Source organism: Erysipelothrix sp. strain 2 (EsS2-7-Brazil), from assembly GCF_016617655.1.
GTDB lineage: Bacteria > Bacillota_I > Bacilli_A > Erysipelotrichales > Erysipelotrichaceae > Erysipelothrix > Erysipelothrix piscisicarius.
Genome location: NZ_SCFT01000023.1, coordinates 1 through 15,912, shown reverse-complemented (window position 1 = coordinate 15,912; position 15,912 = coordinate 1). Strand labels below are relative to the sequence as shown.

Here is a 15,912-nt window from a genome sequence, read left to right as displayed (position 1 = left end):
GGTCTTTCATTTTTTTATCTAATTGTTTATACTTCATATGGGAGCTCCTTTTAGTCGGGTGGGCTCCTTTTATTATACAAAAACAACCGCACCTTGGGTGGTGCGGTTGAGATTTGAATTTAGGAAGCCTCAACATCAATGTGTTGAGGCTTTACTTTTGTAACGTTATAATTTTTTGGACTTAAGTGTATAAATGGAAAGAATGATTAGTGTACTTGCTAGTATTAAAAAGTATCGTGGCATCAAAAGCATACTACCCGTATGAAGTTTTGCCATAATACGAACTAACAAGCTAATACATAGGTAGTAACCCAGACTGAATAGGGAACCTGCGGTTCCGTAAACATCTTCGAAGCCATTTAGAGCTAAACTGATTGCATTGGATAGTGAAATGGCTGTACCAAATCTAACAACAATCATTCCTGCAATATAAAACACAAGAGATGGATTGTGTGAAGCAAAAACCATGGTTAAACTACCGAGTCCGAAAACAATATTACCAATGAGCATGATGCGTTCGGGTTTATAGTGTTTTAAAAGCATTTGAGTTAAGAGCGCCCCCAGGATTGTAGATATTGCGAAAAACACACTGTAACTTCCAATTTCTGTAAGCGAACGGTTGAAAAATGCTTGCAGGATTATAGGTGCTTCCACATAGTAACAGGACATTACCGCGTTCATAACCGCAATAAAGAATCCGTAGATCCAAACTGTTGGGGTTCTAACTAACCTTAAAAAGACTTTGAGAACACTATTTTTTGGTAAGTCTTCTTGAATACGTGTTTCGGGTAATTTGTTGTAAGCGAGAACAAGTATGCTCAGTCCTAATACAACTAATAGTGCGAGTAAAGAATATAGGGTGTAGCGTTCCACAATAAATCCACCGAGTATGGGTCCTAAACCTGGAACAAAAGCTAAGCCAACAGATACTTTTGAAAATAATTGATTGCGCACATTCGGTGAAAATGCTTCACGTAAAATTGTTTGTGTTGTAACTGAAGTAGTAGCAATTCCAAAGGCTAAAATTGCACGACCCATAACAAATAAAGTGAAATTAGATGCTATAAATACTAAAGAAGCACCAATTAAATATATGGACAATCCATACATCATTGCCGGTCTTCGTCCGTGGGAATCAGAATAGGTTCCCCAAAAGAGAACACCGCAAGCAAATACTAGAAAATAAATGCTAATGGTATTTTGGGCACTGTTTGGACTTACAGAAAATGTTTGCATGACATGCTGTAAGGATGGCGCAAATAATGCCTCATGAAGTTGGGGAAATCCCAATAGTATAATTATTAATAAAAATGTTGTTCTGAATTTACGATGTTTTTTCTCAAAAAATAGTCCTCCTATCGATTCGAACGTTGAAAAAAAACATCTAAGTCGGGTAGGGGCGCAATTTTTTTAATGATTGAAGTGAATGTCATCATTAATGCTCCTTTGTCTAGGATTTACTATACCATATCTAACTCCAAATAAGCGAAAGAAAAAGCACATTTAGATGTGCTTTTTTGTGTTTGAGAATGGTTTTATCTTATTGAACCAATCATCATTCGGAACAATACCAAGTGTTATTTCGAGATGTCCACCACGCATGATTGTATCGTGCTCCAGGATACAATCATGATAAGGAATTCCGTTGAACAGAATCTCGTTTATAAAATTACATTGCGGATGATTGTTGTGGGTAGTGATATTGAAGGTATTACCATTACTTAGGTGGATTTGCGCAGAATCTAGAAGCGGTATTCCAATCACATACTCTAAACTACCAGGGCATACGGGATAGAATCCGAGAGCACTGAAGATATACCAAGCACTCATACTGCCATTATCTTCATCACCTGGAAAACAATCTGTAAAACAGTGAGTCATTAATTGTTTTAATAAAACCTGACTTGAACTTGCTTGATTTGCGTAGGTGTAGAGATAAGGGATATGGAAGGATGGTTGGTTTGAGATTGCCATTTGCCCAAAATCAATTGCGGCCATTTCACTCATCTCATGTATTTCAAAACCATAACTTCCTACATCGAATGTTGGTTTTTGATTTACGAGTTCATTTAACTTTTGTGTAAATGGGACGGGTCCACCATAAAGGTTGATCAGTCCTTGGATGTCGTGGTAAACGCCAAAACTGTTATGCCATGCTGAACCTTCTGTATAAGCACCTCCCCATCGATGGTTGTTGAAGGGTTCTTCGAGGTTTCCGGATGTATCGCGTGGTCGCATGAATCCGGTCTGTGGATCAAAAAGGTTTTGGTAATTGTAAGAACGTTTGAGATAGGTCTCTGCCTGCTCGGGTTTTCCGCAATACGTTGCAACTTGCGCGATACAAAAGTCAGAGTACGCATTATCGAGCGTTTGATTGACACTTTCGTGATAGTGATTCGGTACGTATCCGTACTTAAGATAGTCGCGAACGGCTCGACGTCCATAATTCGCATTGGATGATTCTTCAGAAGCTGCATGAATCATAAATGCAAGGAGTTGATCCGCATCTTCAGTTCCAATGCCTTTTAAGATGGCATCACATATTACTGCATCTATGAGCGTTCCTGGCATGAGTCCACGTTCATCGGGAGAAAGCCATTTGGGCAAATAACCGGTATTGTTGGCGTGGTTTAAAAATCCTTTTAGACTTAATGCATATTGATCAGAATTCACAAGACTCATAAGAGGGAAGACTGTTTTATATGTGTCCCAAAAGCCATTGTTGGTAACCATATAACCCGGTTTGGTTTGTTTTGCCATTGTATTATAATGACAAGGTTTCATATTTTCATCGTATTCGTAAAAAGTCATTGGAAATAAGTGTGCACGATAGAGACAGTGTCGAAACATTTGACTTTGCGAAGGGTTGTGATGATTAAACGTAATCCGATCAAGATTTTGTGTCCAAAGTATTTGGGCGTGATCACACATGGCGTCGAAATTATCAATTTCCCGAGTTTGGTTCAAGTGTGCTTGATTGAGTGATTGATGGGAAAAAGCAGCGTGAATCTGTAAGTTGTTGGCGTCGGATTTGAAAACATAAAAATCCTTTTCTTGAATCAAGGTCCCAGGCTGAGTCATTGTGAATACAAAATACATCTTAAGATTTGGGTCCTCACATCCAGAAGGATTCGATACCCAACCGACTAGGTTTTGACCGTCTTGAGAAATATCAATCTCGTTGATGGCGCTGAATGCTACAGAAATGGCTTGTGAGCCTTGTAGTCGTATAGTAGCCCCATACATTGAAGGTGTTAATTCACTTGTGAGTTGATATCTCGGACTGTAGAGTTTTAGATAATGTGGTTCGAAAATTGCTTCCTGTTTGCGATATGTGGATTGAATGTCATAAAGTGAATGGATGCGTTGGTCTCCAGAGAAGGGACTGATCAACATGGACGAAAAATCCCCCATCCAAGGACTGGGTTGATGCGTTACCCGAAAACCTTGAAAGGTCTCTGTTTCCGGGTGGAACCACCAACTTCCTTTGGATCCATCAGTTTGTGGGGCGAAGTAATTCATTCCAAAGGGTACACCTGTATAGGGTAGAGCATTACCTCTTGAAAAGCTGTGTTGATTATTGGTACCAATGCGTGTATCGATATTAAGTGATTTCATAGAGTCTCCTTTAATTCGTAGAATTTCGCTTTATAAGATTTACGTCAAGGACTTGACGGGATACCGGATGACTTGGATTTTTAATTCGTGAAAGTAACTCATTCATGGCGACACGTCCTATCTCCTCAAAATTTTGAGCGATGGTTGTAAGAGGAGGATCAACATATGCGCTTGCTTGTGTATTATCGAATCCAACAATCTTTAAGTTTTGAGGAATGAGAAAGCCGAGGTGTTTGAGTTCAGCCATTAAGGTTAGAGCTAAAATATCATTGCCACACACAAGTCCGCAATGCTTGGATTGTAGTCTTTCTAAGAAGTCTGAATCTAAGGTTCGATCAGATGGGGACCATAAAATTGGATTTTGATGCGTGTAATCAGATGATTCTGACAGTGCTCTTAAATAACCGAAGTAACGGGTTCGTATGGAAGAGACATTTTCAATGTCTTCCGAAGTCACAAACAACACTTCATCCACACCTTGTTCCATTAAATGTTTGGTTGCCTCATAGCCGCCTTGATCGTTATTTGAAACAACCGTCGTAATGGGCATCCCGGAAACTTCTTTGTCTAAAATAACGACGGGAATATTTCGTGCATAGAGGGTAAAGACCGCCTCCAATGCATCGTGATTGTCGGTGGGATAGAAAATGACTCCAGCATAATCATCGTATTGTGTTTCTAAATCGTATCGTTGAATATGCAAGCGATAAGGTGTTCCTTGAAGCGCTTGAAGCATTCCGGACGTGTAATCACCAAAATTCGAAGCATCGGGGAAAGGCATCATAAATAATAAATCATAGACATCTTCGGATGTTTTTTTTGTATTGGATTCTGCTACAAAACTCCCCTTTCCTTGAACGCGATAAATTAAACCATCTTGTTCAAGTTCGTTTAGGGCTCGTTTTGATGTAATACGGCTTACGCCATAAGTGGTGGAAAGTTCAAGTTCTGTCGGTAATTGACTGTGTACCGATAAGGTTCCGTTCATGATATCTCGTTGGATATCGTTTTTTATTTTTTCATATAAGGGTTTTGTCATGATTCGCACCTCTATCTAGTTGATATATCATATCGAAATTATAGCATGTTTAAGGCTTAAATCAATCCAATAAAACTTACTTAAAAACCTATAATTTGTCCATTATTTTAAATGTTGGTATATCATACAATGATTGTGTAAATAGTAATCATAAAATGATATATCAACTAGGAGGGTTTATGACAACTTACAATACGGTACCGCAATCAGTAGAGAAGCTGATTCGCGAAATTCAAACGCAATGTGGTGAAGAACATAAAGCTTGGGGAGAAATATTTGAAAACGTCTTTTCCAATACATTACTCACAACGGTTAAACGGATTGCAGAAGATGATACGTTTGTTTTAACGGGTGATATACCTGCGATGTGGCTTCGCGATTCTACAGCACAAATTCGCCCTTATTTAGTTCTCGCGAATGAAGATGAGTCCATTAAAGAAATGATTCTAGGGTTGATCAATCGTCAAATTTTCTGTATTAACCATGAACCGTATGCGAATGCATTTAATGAGAGGGAAAATGGAGCAGGTCACCAAACGGATAACACTTACATGACACCGTTTATTTGGGAACGTAAATATGAGATCGATTCTTTATGTTACCCGATTCAATTGTCCTATCTCTATTACCAAACTACTCAAGATACTCGGGTATTTAGTGAAGCTTATACGCAAGCAGTACGTTCAATTTTAGATGTATGGGAAACAGAACAAAATCATGAAACATCTCCATATACGTTTACGCGTCCAACAGATCGTCCTGAGGATACTCTAGTAAATGAAGGTCGCGGAACACCTGTAGCTTATACAGGGATGACATGGTCTGGTTTTAGACCAAGTGATGATGCGTGTGAGTATCACTATCTTGTGCCCTCAAATATGTTTGCGGTGGTTGTTCTGGAATATATAGAAGAAATATACTCTGATATTCTAAAGGACTCGGAAATTGTAGAGCGGGCACAAAAACTTCGTAATGAAATTAAAGAAGGAATTGAATCGTTTGGCGTTGTGGATACAGATTATGGATCAGTTTATGCCTATGAAGTGGATGGTCTTGGCAATTCGAGTCTGATTGATGATCCAAATGTTCCTTCACTTTTAGCAGCACCCTATCTTGGGTACTGTGCATGGGATGATCCAATGTATCTTCGTACGCGCAATCATATTCTAAGTCCATCAAACCGATATTTCGAATCGGGAACTTTCGCATCAGGGTGTGGAAGTTCTCACACACCTAAAGGTTATATTTGGCCAATTGCACTGGCAATTGAAGGATTGACTACACCTGTTCTCGAAGAGAAAAAGCAAATTATCGATACGCTTGTTAAAACGGATGGTGGTACGAAAATGATGCATGAAAGTTTTAATGTAGAAGATCCAACACAATATACACGTGAGTGGTTTTCTTGGGCAAACATGATGTTCTGTGAACTGGTTATGGACTACTTCGGAATTCGTGTTGGAAAGGAACAATAAAGATGAAAAAAATTGTACATATCATATCCCACAGTCATTGGGATCGAGAGTGGTATTTACCTTACGAGCAACACCATATGCGTTTAGTTGAACTTATTGATGATCTTTTGGATTTATTTAAAACAGACCCAGAATTTAAAAGTTTTCATTTAGATGGGCAAACCATTCCACTGGATGATTATTTGGCGGTACGTCCCCATCGTCGTCAAGAAGTTCTTGAGGCAACGCAATCTGGGAAACTAAAAGTGGGACCATTCTATATTCTGCAAGATGATTTTTTAATCAGCGCTGAGGCGAATACACGAAATATGTTGGTAGGACTTGATGAAAGTAAACAATGGGGAGAACCAGTAATGTTGGGTTATTTCCCGGATACATTTGGAAACATGGGACAAGCGCCACAATTGATGAAACAAGCAGATATTCATGCGGTTGCGTATGGACGTGGAGTAAAAACGACTGGATTTAATAATGTTGTTGTGGATGAGACTTATGTTTCCAATTACTCCGAACTTATGTGGGAAGGTGCAGATCAAACTGAAATTTTCAGTATTCTTTTTGCGAACTGGTATAGCAATGGTAATGAAATACCCGTTGAAAAAGATGCAGCCCAAGCGTTTTGGAATCAAAAACTTGCGGATGTTGAGAAGTATGCATCCACACGTCATCTCCTCATGATGAATGGTGTTGATCATCAACCTGTTCAAAAAAATGTTGCGGAGGCCATCCGCCTTGCGAACGAGCTATATCCAGACTATGAATTCATTCACAGTAATTTTGATGATTATCTTAAAGCTGTGATGGCTGAATTACCCAATGATTTGGGAAGGGTAAAGGGTGAGCTTACAAGTCAAGAAACGGACGGGTGGTATACTCTTGCGAATACGTCGTCGTCACGTGTTTATTTAAAACAAAAGAATACAGAAGTACAAAATCTTCTTGAACTTGTTGCGGAACCTCTCGCTACAATGGCAATGGAAAATGACTATCCACATGACATGCTTCGTTATGCGTGGAAAACATTAATGCAAAATCATCCTCATGACAGTATTTGTGGTTGCTCGGTTGATGCAGTTCATCGCCAAATGATGACCCGTTTTGAAAACGCTGAAGAAGTTGGAGTCTATGTCAAAGATCTCGCGTTGGATCATTTAGAGAAGCAAATGGATACATCGATGTTCCCAGAGAACAGTCGTCCATTTACAATTTTTAATACACTTGGAATCAAACGCTATGAAACAGTGACAATCACTCTTGAATTGGAGCGCTTAGACTTTAACCGCGAACAACCAGACCAGTTGTATAAGGAACTTGAAGCGAAAGTTCTTCCAAACTTATGTGTTCAAGATGAACAAGGACATAAGATTGAAGCAGAAATATTAGATTCGTGGGTACAGTTTGATTATGACCTACCAAAAGATGGTTTCCGCGTTCCGCATATGTCCAAACGCGTTAAGGTGAGATTATCTTGTGAACTGCCGGCCCTAAGTTGGAAATCGTTTGCACTGGTTGAGGGAGAAAATACGATTGATTGCGCTGAAGAACTTATCGAAAAGAACGTGCTCGAAAATCAATTTTTAAAAGTGACCATTCATGAAAATGGAGCGGTTGATGTTTATGACAAAGCGAATCATAAGTCATACTTAGATGTCTTTTATTACGATGATGCGGGTGATATTGGAAATGAATACATTTTTAAACAACCTTATGGGGAGCAAACACTTACAAGTCGTAATGTTCAAGCAACAATTGAAGAACTTGAACGAAGTCCACTGGTTCAACGTGTCGCTATGACTCAAAATCTTGATATTCCTGTAAGTGCCGATGAATCTTTATTGTACGAACAAATTTCGGTTACAGAAATGCGCCAACGGAACGCTAAACGAAGTCTAGAAACAGCACCGCTCGCAATTACTACAGAATTCACATTAGAAAAAAACAGTCCGGTTCTAAAAATTGATACCCGATTTACAAATGAAATGAAAGATCATCGTTTGCGTGCTTGTTTTGATGTTGGATTTAAAACAACACATCATCAAGCAGAAAGTATCTTTGAAGTGGTTACTCGTCCTAATGCGGTAAGCAAATCTTGGGAGAATCCTTCGAATCCCCAACACCAACAAGCTTTCTGTGGTCTCTATACACACGGACAAGGCGTGGTTATTGGGAATATTGGTTTGAATGAATATGAAATAGTCAATAACGACACAATCGCTGTTACATTACTTCGAAGTGTTGGGGAAATGGGAGATTGGGGATACTTCCCTACACCTGAAGCACAATGTTTGGGTGATCATCATACGACACTCTATTTTGGATGTCATAACGATACGAATCGTGTGAATATGTATCAAACTGTGAAAGCAAAACAAGTTGGATTCCAAGTGAAGCAATGCAAGCATCATCAAGGAATTCTTGCCCCAACCCATACTTATCTAAGCTTAAAGAGTCAAAGAATGTGGATGACTGCTTTAAAACGTAAAGAGCATGGGAAAGATCCTATTGTACGTTTATTCAATATGGAATCGGAATACAGTGATGCTTTGGAGGTTTGTCTGCCAAATCATACGGTGATGAAATCAGATGTTTTAGAACGAGATAACGGAGTTTTTGATGGCATCATAAAGCCGGCAGAAATTGTGACCCTTCGTTTTAAAAAGGAGGGACAATGATGAAACCGACCAATGATTTCAGTCTTCCAAAGCATTTCTGGTTTGGGGCAGCAACGTCTGCTCCCCAAACAGAAGGTGCAGCGGATGTCGATGGAAAAAGTCCAAGTACATGGGATATGTGGCATAAATTGGAACCAAATCAATTTGATCAAGAAATAGGACCAAATCAAACAAGTGATGTTTACCATCATTACCGCGAAGATGTGAAACGCATGCAAGCGATGAAATTAAATTCATTTCGCACATCCATTGCGTGGACGCGCCTTTTACCTGATGGTGAAACCTTAAATCAGAAAGCTGTCACATTTTATAGAGATTATTTCAGTGCCATGTTAGAAGCGGGTATTGAACCGGTGATTAATCTCTTTCATTTTGATATGCCTTGGTGGCTCATGGAAAAAGGTGGCTGGGAGTATGAGGGTATAAGCGATTCATTTGCTTACTATGCTTCAGTCTGTGTTGAGACTTTTGGAGATTTGGTCACATATTGGACAACGTTTAATGAGCCTATTGTGCATGTAGAGTGCAGTTATCTTTATGGATATCACTACCCTGCAATCCATGATTTTAAGAAGGCAATTCATGCGGGCTATCAAACAATCTTAGCGCATGCGAAAGCGATTCAAGCGATGCGCGCTGTGAAACCCGACGCCAAACTCGGTACAATTCTAAATTTAACGCCAGTCTATGGTAAAAGTGTTCAGGAAGAAGATTTGAAAGCGCAGGAAGCAGCCGACTTACTCAATACCAAAAGTTTTCTTGATGGTATGGTACTTGGAACCTTTTCCGAGCCCTTGAAGGCGTTACTCCTTGAACATGATTTAATGCCAGATACAAATCCTGAAGATTTAGAAATTATTTCCGATGTTAAACTGGATTTTATCGGAGTGAATTATTATCAACCGCGTCGTGTTCAAGCACCCACAACATCAAAAACACCTGCACAAGATCCAGAAGATCTCTATATTCCGTATATATGGCCCGAACGAAGAATGAATCCCTATCGGGGATGGGAAATCTATCCAGAAGCATTGAGTGATATCGCAACGCTAATAAAGGATGAGTATCACAACATACCCTGGTACTTATCTGAAAATGGTATGGGTGTAGCAGATGAGATGCGTTTTGTCGATGAAGACGACGTAATTCAAGATGATTATCGTATCGAATTTATTTATGATCACTTGAAGGTTTTAGAACAAGCCATTGCGGATGGCGCAAATTGCTTTGGTTACCACTTGTGGACATTTGTGGATTGTTGGTCGTGGCTAAATGGTTATCGCAATCGCTATGGTTTTTATCGTATTGATCTTAAAACTCAAAAACGTTTTCCAAAACAGAGCAGTTTTTGGATGCGTGCGGTGATTGAACACCATCAAAAGGGGGAATAAGCGATGAAATATTTTGTATTTGATTGGGGTGGAACCTCTGTGAAATATGCATTATGGGATGGCGATACTTTAAGCGATCCAGGTTCTTTTAAAACCCCTTCCACTTGGGAACAACTGAAAAACGAGATGTTAGAACGCGTTAAACCTTACCAAAATACTGTTCAAGGTATTGCGATATCATCACCCGGAAGTGTTGATATCAAACAAGGTATTATTGGGGGCCTAAGTGCAATCGACTATATCCATAATTTTAAAATTGTAGAGGAAATGGAATCACTGTTTGGACTTCCTGTAAGCATCGAGAATGATGCAAACTGTGCAGCACTTGCGGAGTCTTGGCGTGGTGTCGCAAAAGACATGAAAAATCTTCTCTTCGTCGTGATTGGCACAGGCATTGGCGGTGCGGTCATTGTAGATGGTGTGTTGCAACGGGGGTCACAACGATTTGCGGGTGAATTTGGCTGCATGATTTTTGACGGTGAAAATACATGGAGTATGGCTGCGACGGCCGTACACATGGCTGAACGATACTGTCTACGCAAAGGACTTGAAATGGATGCATTAACGGGAGAAACCGTATTCCAACGTGCGCAGCACGATCAGATTGCTTTAGAAGAAGTCAATAAGTTTTATGATGCGCTTGCACTTGGTCTGTACAATCTTCAGTTCACATTAGATCCAGATTGTATTGTCTTAGGTGGTGGGGTATCAAAACATCCTGATTTAATTCCCGAACTAAATCAACGCATTAATCGCTTATTACAAGAGGCCCAACTTGATGAGCTAAAAATCAATCTCAAACCTTGTTCGTACCATAATGATGCGAATTTAATTGGCGCGGTAGCATCGCATTTAAGTCAATGTGGAGGTGAAAATCATGAAATATGCGATTAGTGTTGATATTGGAGGAACCAATACACGTGTGGCTTTAGTTGATGAAGCTGGAGCGATTCTTAAACGAAATATGTTTTCAACAGATTCAAATGATCCTGAAGCGAATCTTATGAAAATTCATGAAATTGTGAAGGCGTTTGACACACCTATCCTTGGAGTTGGGATGTCGTGTCCAGGACCCTTAGATCTAAAAAAAGGTATCGTATTGACCCCTCCTAATTTAACGGGATGGCACGGTTTTCCCTTAAAAGAATATGCGGAATCACTTTTCGATTGTCCAGTGTTTGTGGAAAACGATGCCAATCTTGCAGGCCTTGCTGAGGCATGTTTAGGTGCAGGGCAAGGCTGTGAAGTTGTTCAATTTTTAACGATAAGTACCGGAGTTGGCGGGGGTTTGATTATTAATCAGAACATATTCCAAGGCGCTCACGGTTTTGCGCAAGAAATTGCGAACATCATTCTTGTTCCTGGAGGACATCAATTAAAACCACTGATGCCTGGAAGCTTAGAATCAATGTGCAGTGGCACTGCAATACTAGCTCGTGCTCAAGCAGAGGGGCTAGATGTAAATCATGCAGGCGATGTGGTGACTTATGCGAAAAAGGGAAATCGTGAAGCACAAATCATTCTTGATGAAAGCAAAGAATACCTTGCAAATGCACTTGCGGGGATGATTGGCATGATTGACCCAGACATTATTGTTTTAGGAGGCGGTGTGGCACTGAAAATCGACGGATATGTTGAAGAAGTTTCACAGCGTGTTAAAGAAAAAGTTTATGAGGTTCAAAAAGAAAACGTACGAATCGAGAAAGCAAAACTGGGTGATGACAATGGCATCATCGGTGGCGCATTACTTGTGTTTAATTCACTTTCATAAGTGTTGTGGTTGGCCACAACACGTGACCAACCTTGAGGGAGGTTAATATGGCTGTAATTAAACTAAGTCCTGCATTTAAAGATTATCTTTGGGGTGGGACACGCTTAAAAGAAATGTATCAAAAACAAACAGATTTAGATATTGTGGCAGAAAGTTGGGAAGTATCGACACATCCTGATGGTCCCAGTTATGTTGTAAGTGGCGTGGATGAGGGCAAAACACTGACTGAATACATAAAATATTATGGTACCCAAATTTTGGGTACACATGCTCAAGATTTTGATTTCTTCCCGATTCTAGTTAAATTTATCGATGCGAAAAAGGATCTTTCGATTCAAGTACATCCAAATGATGACTATGGCCTCAAGCATGAGGGGGAATACGGAAAAACAGAAATGTGGTATATCGTTGAAGCAGAACCCGATTCCGCTATTTACTATGGAACCAAAAATAAAATCAGTCGTGATGATTTTGCGCAAGCAATTGAAGCGAATACGGTACTTGATGTTTTAAACCGTGTACCTGTTAAAAAGGGTGATGTAATCTTTGTGGAAGCAGGAACCATTCATGCCATTGGCGCAGGAATTGTTATCTGTGAAATCCAACAGAATTCCAATACAACCTACCGTGTTTATGATTATAACCGAAAGGATGTCTACGGTAATCTTCGTCCACTACATTTAAAACAAGCTTTAGATGTTTCAAACTTAAAACCACTGGATACCGACTTCAAACCCCAAGGCGACCTTGAAGTCCATAATAATTATCAAAAACAATGCCTTGTATCATGTCCCTACTTTCAAACTTCAAAAATGAATCTATCGGGTGCTTTCGAGTATGTCGTAGGTCCGGAGAGTTTTGAAGCGTGGGTCGTATTAGAGGGGTCGATGGATGTGATTCATCAAGAACAGAAACTATCCCTTCTACCAGGAGAAACACTCTTCCTTGAGGCCAATACAAAGGATATCCACATTTCTGGAACAGCAACATGCTTATCAATATCTGTTTAAAGTGCCGTGTGCACTTTTTTTATTGGGGTATCTCAAAGCAGGAATGTTTAGAAACTGCTATACTATGAAAGTATGGTTGTTGGAGGTAAATATGAGTAAACCAATTAATGTATATGTTATTAGACATGGAAAAACGATTTTTAATAATTATGATCGCATGCAAGGGTGGAGTGATACCCCTTTACTTGAAGAAAGTGAAGTGCTTGCACGTCAATTAGGAAAAAACTTAAAAACAATTAATTTTGATGCAATTTATTCAAGTGACAGCGGTCGTGTATACCAAACGCGTGATTGTATTGCGGAAGGTTACGGCCATGCTTTACCAATGCAAGCCGACCGTCGATTCCGTGAATTCTTTTTTGGTCATTTTGAAGGGGTTCCGGTTGTGGAATTGTGGAATAAAATCGCAAAGGATCGCGGGTATGATAACTTTGAACACTTACAAAAAGAAGTGAATATGATTGATCGTCTCGACTGGATTCATCAATTTGAAGATTGTGGTGCGGAATCTGCCGCTGATTTTGAAAAACGCATAGTAGCGGGTCTTGATGATGCATTGGAAGATGCACGAAAACAAGGCTATGAAAACGTGATGCTTGTTTGTCACGGTGCGGTTTGTGCACAACTATTTAAGTTGTATACAGAGGGTGTCTGGCTCAATCGAAGTCCAGAAAATCTAAGTGTCTCAAAACTTGTGTGTGACGAGGACTCGCGTATTTTTGAGTTTGTAAACAATACTCAAATTTTGAACCAATTGTAATGTAACTTATTTTTAATTATAATAAAAACAAAGAGGTGAAAGAATGAGTAAGCATTCTATGCACAGAAAACTAAAACTCAAACCCGTAACCATTGATGATATCGATCAGTTTAATGAATTGTTGCGGTATGTATTTCAAGTTACCGGGGAAGAAATAATCAGTTCGGGATATGAAGACGAAGATGAAATTGTACGTGCGAAACGTCCAATCTTGAGTCAAGCTGATGTTTTTGGTTGGTACAACCAAGATGAACTCGTATCGCAAATCGCAATCTATCCCTGTGAAGTGAATGTCCATGGGACCTTGTATCAAATGGGTGGTATTACAGGTGTTGGAACGTATCCTGAGTATGCCAATATGGGTCTTGTTCGAGAATTAATTCAAAAAGCGTTGGAATCCATGCGTGAGAATAAGCAATACATTTCGTATTTGTATCCTTATAGTATTCCATTTTACCGACATAAAGGTTGGGAGATTATTTCCGACCAAATGTCCTTTACCCTTAAAGACACTCAACTTCCAAAAACCGTTCCTGTCAAAGGACATGTTGAACGATTAGAAATTGATGACGAGGATGTTTATCGTGTCTATGATCAATTTGCACGAAATAACCATGGGGCCATGATTCGTGACCGTTTAGCGTGGGAGGAATACTGGCGCTGGGAAAATGAAGAAGATCGTTTTGCTGCGGTTTATTATAATGCGGATGAAGAACCCACCGGATTATGTTTTTATTGGATCTCGGATGAGATTTTCAATATTAAAGAGATGATTTTTATTAACCAAGATGCGCGTAAAGGTATTTGGAATTTTATTGCAGCTCATTTTTCGATGATTGAATCTGTGAGTGGTAAAAATTATTCGGGAGAACCGATTGCATTTTACTTAGAGGACAGCGATATTGTGGAAACAATTCAACCGTACTATATGGCTCGGATTGTGGATGTAGAAGGATTTCTTCGTAATTATCCTTTCGCGGATGTTTGTGAACCCTTTCATTTTGTAGTGGAAGATCAAGCAGCACCGTGGAATCATCGTATTTTCGGAATTAATTGGGATGATGAGGAGCACATTGTCATTACGTCTGAACCGATTGGGCCTGAAATTCAATTGGATATTGGGGCTTTGACGACCTTATTAATGGGATATAAATCCGTATCCTATCTGTCACGACTGGGACGTATTGTGGGCTCACAACGAGCGCTGAGAAATTTAAAACGCATTGTTGTATCTGACCGTGTATATTTTTCGGATTACTTTTAAACAAATAGAAAATAAAGAGGCAAATTATGAATTGTGTTTTTGATATTGATGGAACCATATGCTTTGACTATATGAATGTAAGTGAGGAAGGGACACAGCTCTTGGAGAGGCTTGAGGAAGCAGGCCATCACGTAATGTTTGCATCCGCAAGACCGATCCGTGATATGTTGCCCGTTCTTAAAGAACGTTATCGAAACTATACGTTAATTGGCGGTAATGGGTCAATTATTTCTCAAAATAATCAGATTGTGGATGTTTGTTTATTTGAACCCACTTTATTAAAGTCAATTATGGAAGTTTTGGAAGATGAATCGGTAGTCTACTTGGCAGATGGGAAATGGGACTTTAGTTATAATGGGGATGGATCTCATGAATTGATGCAATATGTTAATCGTGGAAATCTTGGAAATAACGTTTCTTTTGAGACTTTGGATGGAGTCATGAAATTGATTGTTTTAGAAGCGGAAGATATGAATCGTGTTCATGATCGTCTCAGTGATTTGCCGGTTTCTTTTTATCGGCATGAATCCACCGATACTTTAGATATTCTCGCGTTTAAAACGTCCAAATATGATGCGCTAAAACGCTTGGGAATTGATGATTATATTGCAATGGGAAATGATGTTAATGACATCGAGATGCTCGATCATGCCAATCCCGGAATTATGATCAACTTTAATGAACGCCTTGCACCTTATGCAGATTATCAAGTAGATTATGATGAACATTATCTTAATACCATTTTAGAAATTATTGAAAATCATAAAAAGACAGTATAAACTGTCTTTCTTTTATCAAATCTCAACCGCACCACTTTTACTTTTATTAAAGTCTATCTCATAGGCCGTTTTGAAGTCAAATATTTTTCGCGGCATTGAGTTAATTTTGAAGCAAATATCATCAAGATATTGT

12 protein-coding genes and 1 pseudogene are annotated in these 15,912 nt (G+C 39.3%); 9 read left to right on the top strand and 4 right to left on the bottom strand.

Annotated features, from left to right (window positions below):
- Window positions 1-165 precede the first annotated feature (165 nt).
- From EPJ90_RS08335 to EPJ90_RS08325, 3 genes are all read right to left on the bottom strand, one after another.
- A complete protein-coding gene (locus tag EPJ90_RS08335; protein WP_244660410.1) occupies window positions 166-1,290 on the bottom strand; it encodes an MFS transporter in 1,125 nt (374 codons plus the stop codon).
- A 213-nt stretch (window positions 1,291-1,503) separates the two neighbouring features.
- Window positions 1,504-3,618, bottom strand: a complete 2,115-nt coding sequence (locus EPJ90_RS08330) for a GH92 family glycosyl hydrolase (protein WP_200542975.1) — start codon at window positions 3,616-3,618, stop codon at window positions 1,504-1,506.
- A 10-nt stretch (window positions 3,619-3,628) separates the two neighbouring features.
- Window positions 3,629-4,657: a GntR family transcriptional regulator gene (locus EPJ90_RS08325; RefSeq protein WP_200542974.1), complete on the bottom strand. Its 1,029-nt coding sequence runs from the start codon at window positions 4,655-4,657 to the stop codon at window positions 3,629-3,631.
- A gap of 179 nt (window positions 4,658-4,836) precedes the next feature.
- Here EPJ90_RS08325 and EPJ90_RS08320 point away from each other — a divergent pair, with 179 nt between their 5' ends.
- The 9 genes from EPJ90_RS08320 to EPJ90_RS08280 all read left to right on the top strand — a co-directional run bounded on the left by EPJ90_RS08320 (window position 4,837) and on the right by EPJ90_RS08280 (window position 15,779).
- A complete protein-coding gene (locus EPJ90_RS08320) occupies window positions 4,837-6,132 on the top strand; it encodes a glycoside hydrolase family 125 protein (protein WP_200542973.1) in 1,296 nt (431 codons plus the stop codon).
- 2 nt (window positions 6,133-6,134) lie between these two features.
- Complete coding sequence (locus EPJ90_RS08315; protein ID WP_200542972.1) at window positions 6,135-8,804, top strand: alpha-mannosidase; 2,670 nt, start codon at window positions 6,135-6,137, stop codon at window positions 8,802-8,804.
- Window positions 8,804-10,195 carry a glycoside hydrolase family 1 protein gene (locus tag EPJ90_RS08310; protein ID WP_200542976.1) on the top strand — a complete coding sequence of 464 codons (1,392 nt, stop codon included), beginning with the start codon at window positions 8,804-8,806 and terminating at the stop codon, window positions 10,193-10,195. Before EPJ90_RS08315 ends, EPJ90_RS08310 begins: the two co-directional genes overlap by 1 nt.
- Before the next feature lie 3 nt (window positions 10,196-10,198).
- On the top strand, window positions 10,199-11,089 hold the full coding sequence (locus EPJ90_RS08305) for an ROK family protein (RefSeq protein ID WP_200542971.1): 891 nt from the start codon (window positions 10,199-10,201) through the stop codon (window positions 11,087-11,089).
- Window positions 11,073-11,966, top strand: coding sequence for an ROK family protein (locus tag EPJ90_RS08300; protein WP_200542970.1), 894 nt, complete (start codon window positions 11,073-11,075; stop codon window positions 11,964-11,966). Before EPJ90_RS08305 ends, EPJ90_RS08300 begins: the two co-directional genes overlap by 17 nt.
- 47 nt (window positions 11,967-12,013) lie before the next feature.
- Window positions 12,014-12,976 carry a type I phosphomannose isomerase catalytic subunit gene (locus tag EPJ90_RS08295; protein ID WP_200542969.1) on the top strand — a complete coding sequence of 321 codons (963 nt, stop codon included), beginning with the start codon at window positions 12,014-12,016 and terminating at the stop codon, window positions 12,974-12,976.
- A gap of 91 nt (window positions 12,977-13,067) precedes the next feature.
- The gene (locus EPJ90_RS08290; protein WP_125164115.1) at window positions 13,068-13,736 is read left to right on the top strand and encodes a histidine phosphatase family protein; all 669 of its coding nucleotides are present in this window, start codon (window positions 13,068-13,070) and stop codon (window positions 13,734-13,736) included.
- Between the two features lie 43 nt (window positions 13,737-13,779).
- Complete coding sequence (locus tag EPJ90_RS08285) at window positions 13,780-15,000, top strand: GNAT family N-acetyltransferase (protein WP_161636957.1); 1,221 nt, start codon at window positions 13,780-13,782, stop codon at window positions 14,998-15,000.
- 26 nt (window positions 15,001-15,026) lie between these two features.
- On the top strand, window positions 15,027-15,779 hold the full coding sequence (locus EPJ90_RS08280) for an HAD-IIB family hydrolase (RefSeq protein WP_200542968.1): 753 nt from the start codon (window positions 15,027-15,029) through the stop codon (window positions 15,777-15,779).
- A gap of 15 nt (window positions 15,780-15,794) precedes the next feature.
- On the opposite strand, the pseudogene EPJ90_RS08275 reads toward EPJ90_RS08280, so the two are convergent.
- A pseudogene (locus EPJ90_RS08275) lies at window positions 15,795-15,912 on the bottom strand (IS30 family transposase); the annotation flags it as partial.

Excerpts from the sequence above, each read along its gene's own strand:
- EPJ90_RS08330 (WP_200542975.1), bottom strand. The coding sequence starts at position 3,618 with ATGAAATCACTTAATATCGATACACGCATTGGTACCAATAATCAACAC.
- EPJ90_RS08305 (WP_200542971.1), top strand. The coding sequence starts at position 10,199 with ATGAAATATTTTGTATTTGATTGGGGTGGAACCTCTGTGAAATATGCA.
- EPJ90_RS08310 (WP_200542976.1), top strand. The coding sequence starts at position 8,804 with ATGAAACCGACCAATGATTTCAGTCTTCCAAAGCATTTCTGGTTTGGG.
- EPJ90_RS08285 (WP_161636957.1), top strand. The coding sequence starts at position 13,780 with ATGAGTAAGCATTCTATGCACAGAAAACTAAAACTCAAACCCGTAACC.
- EPJ90_RS08280 (WP_200542968.1), top strand. The coding sequence starts at position 15,027 with ATGAATTGTGTTTTTGATATTGATGGAACCATATGCTTTGACTATATG.
- EPJ90_RS08320 (WP_200542973.1), top strand. The coding sequence starts at position 4,837 with ATGACAACTTACAATACGGTACCGCAATCAGTAGAGAAGCTGATTCGC.
- EPJ90_RS08315 (WP_200542972.1), top strand. The coding sequence starts at position 6,135 with ATGAAAAAAATTGTACATATCATATCCCACAGTCATTGGGATCGAGAG.
- EPJ90_RS08325 (WP_200542974.1), bottom strand. The coding sequence starts at position 4,657 with ATGACAAAACCCTTATATGAAAAAATAAAAAACGATATCCAACGAGAT.
- EPJ90_RS08300 (WP_200542970.1), top strand. The coding sequence starts at position 11,073 with ATGAAATATGCGATTAGTGTTGATATTGGAGGAACCAATACACGTGTG.
- EPJ90_RS08295 (WP_200542969.1), top strand. The coding sequence starts at position 12,014 with ATGGCTGTAATTAAACTAAGTCCTGCATTTAAAGATTATCTTTGGGGT.
- EPJ90_RS08290 (WP_125164115.1), top strand. The coding sequence starts at position 13,068 with ATGAGTAAACCAATTAATGTATATGTTATTAGACATGGAAAAACGATT.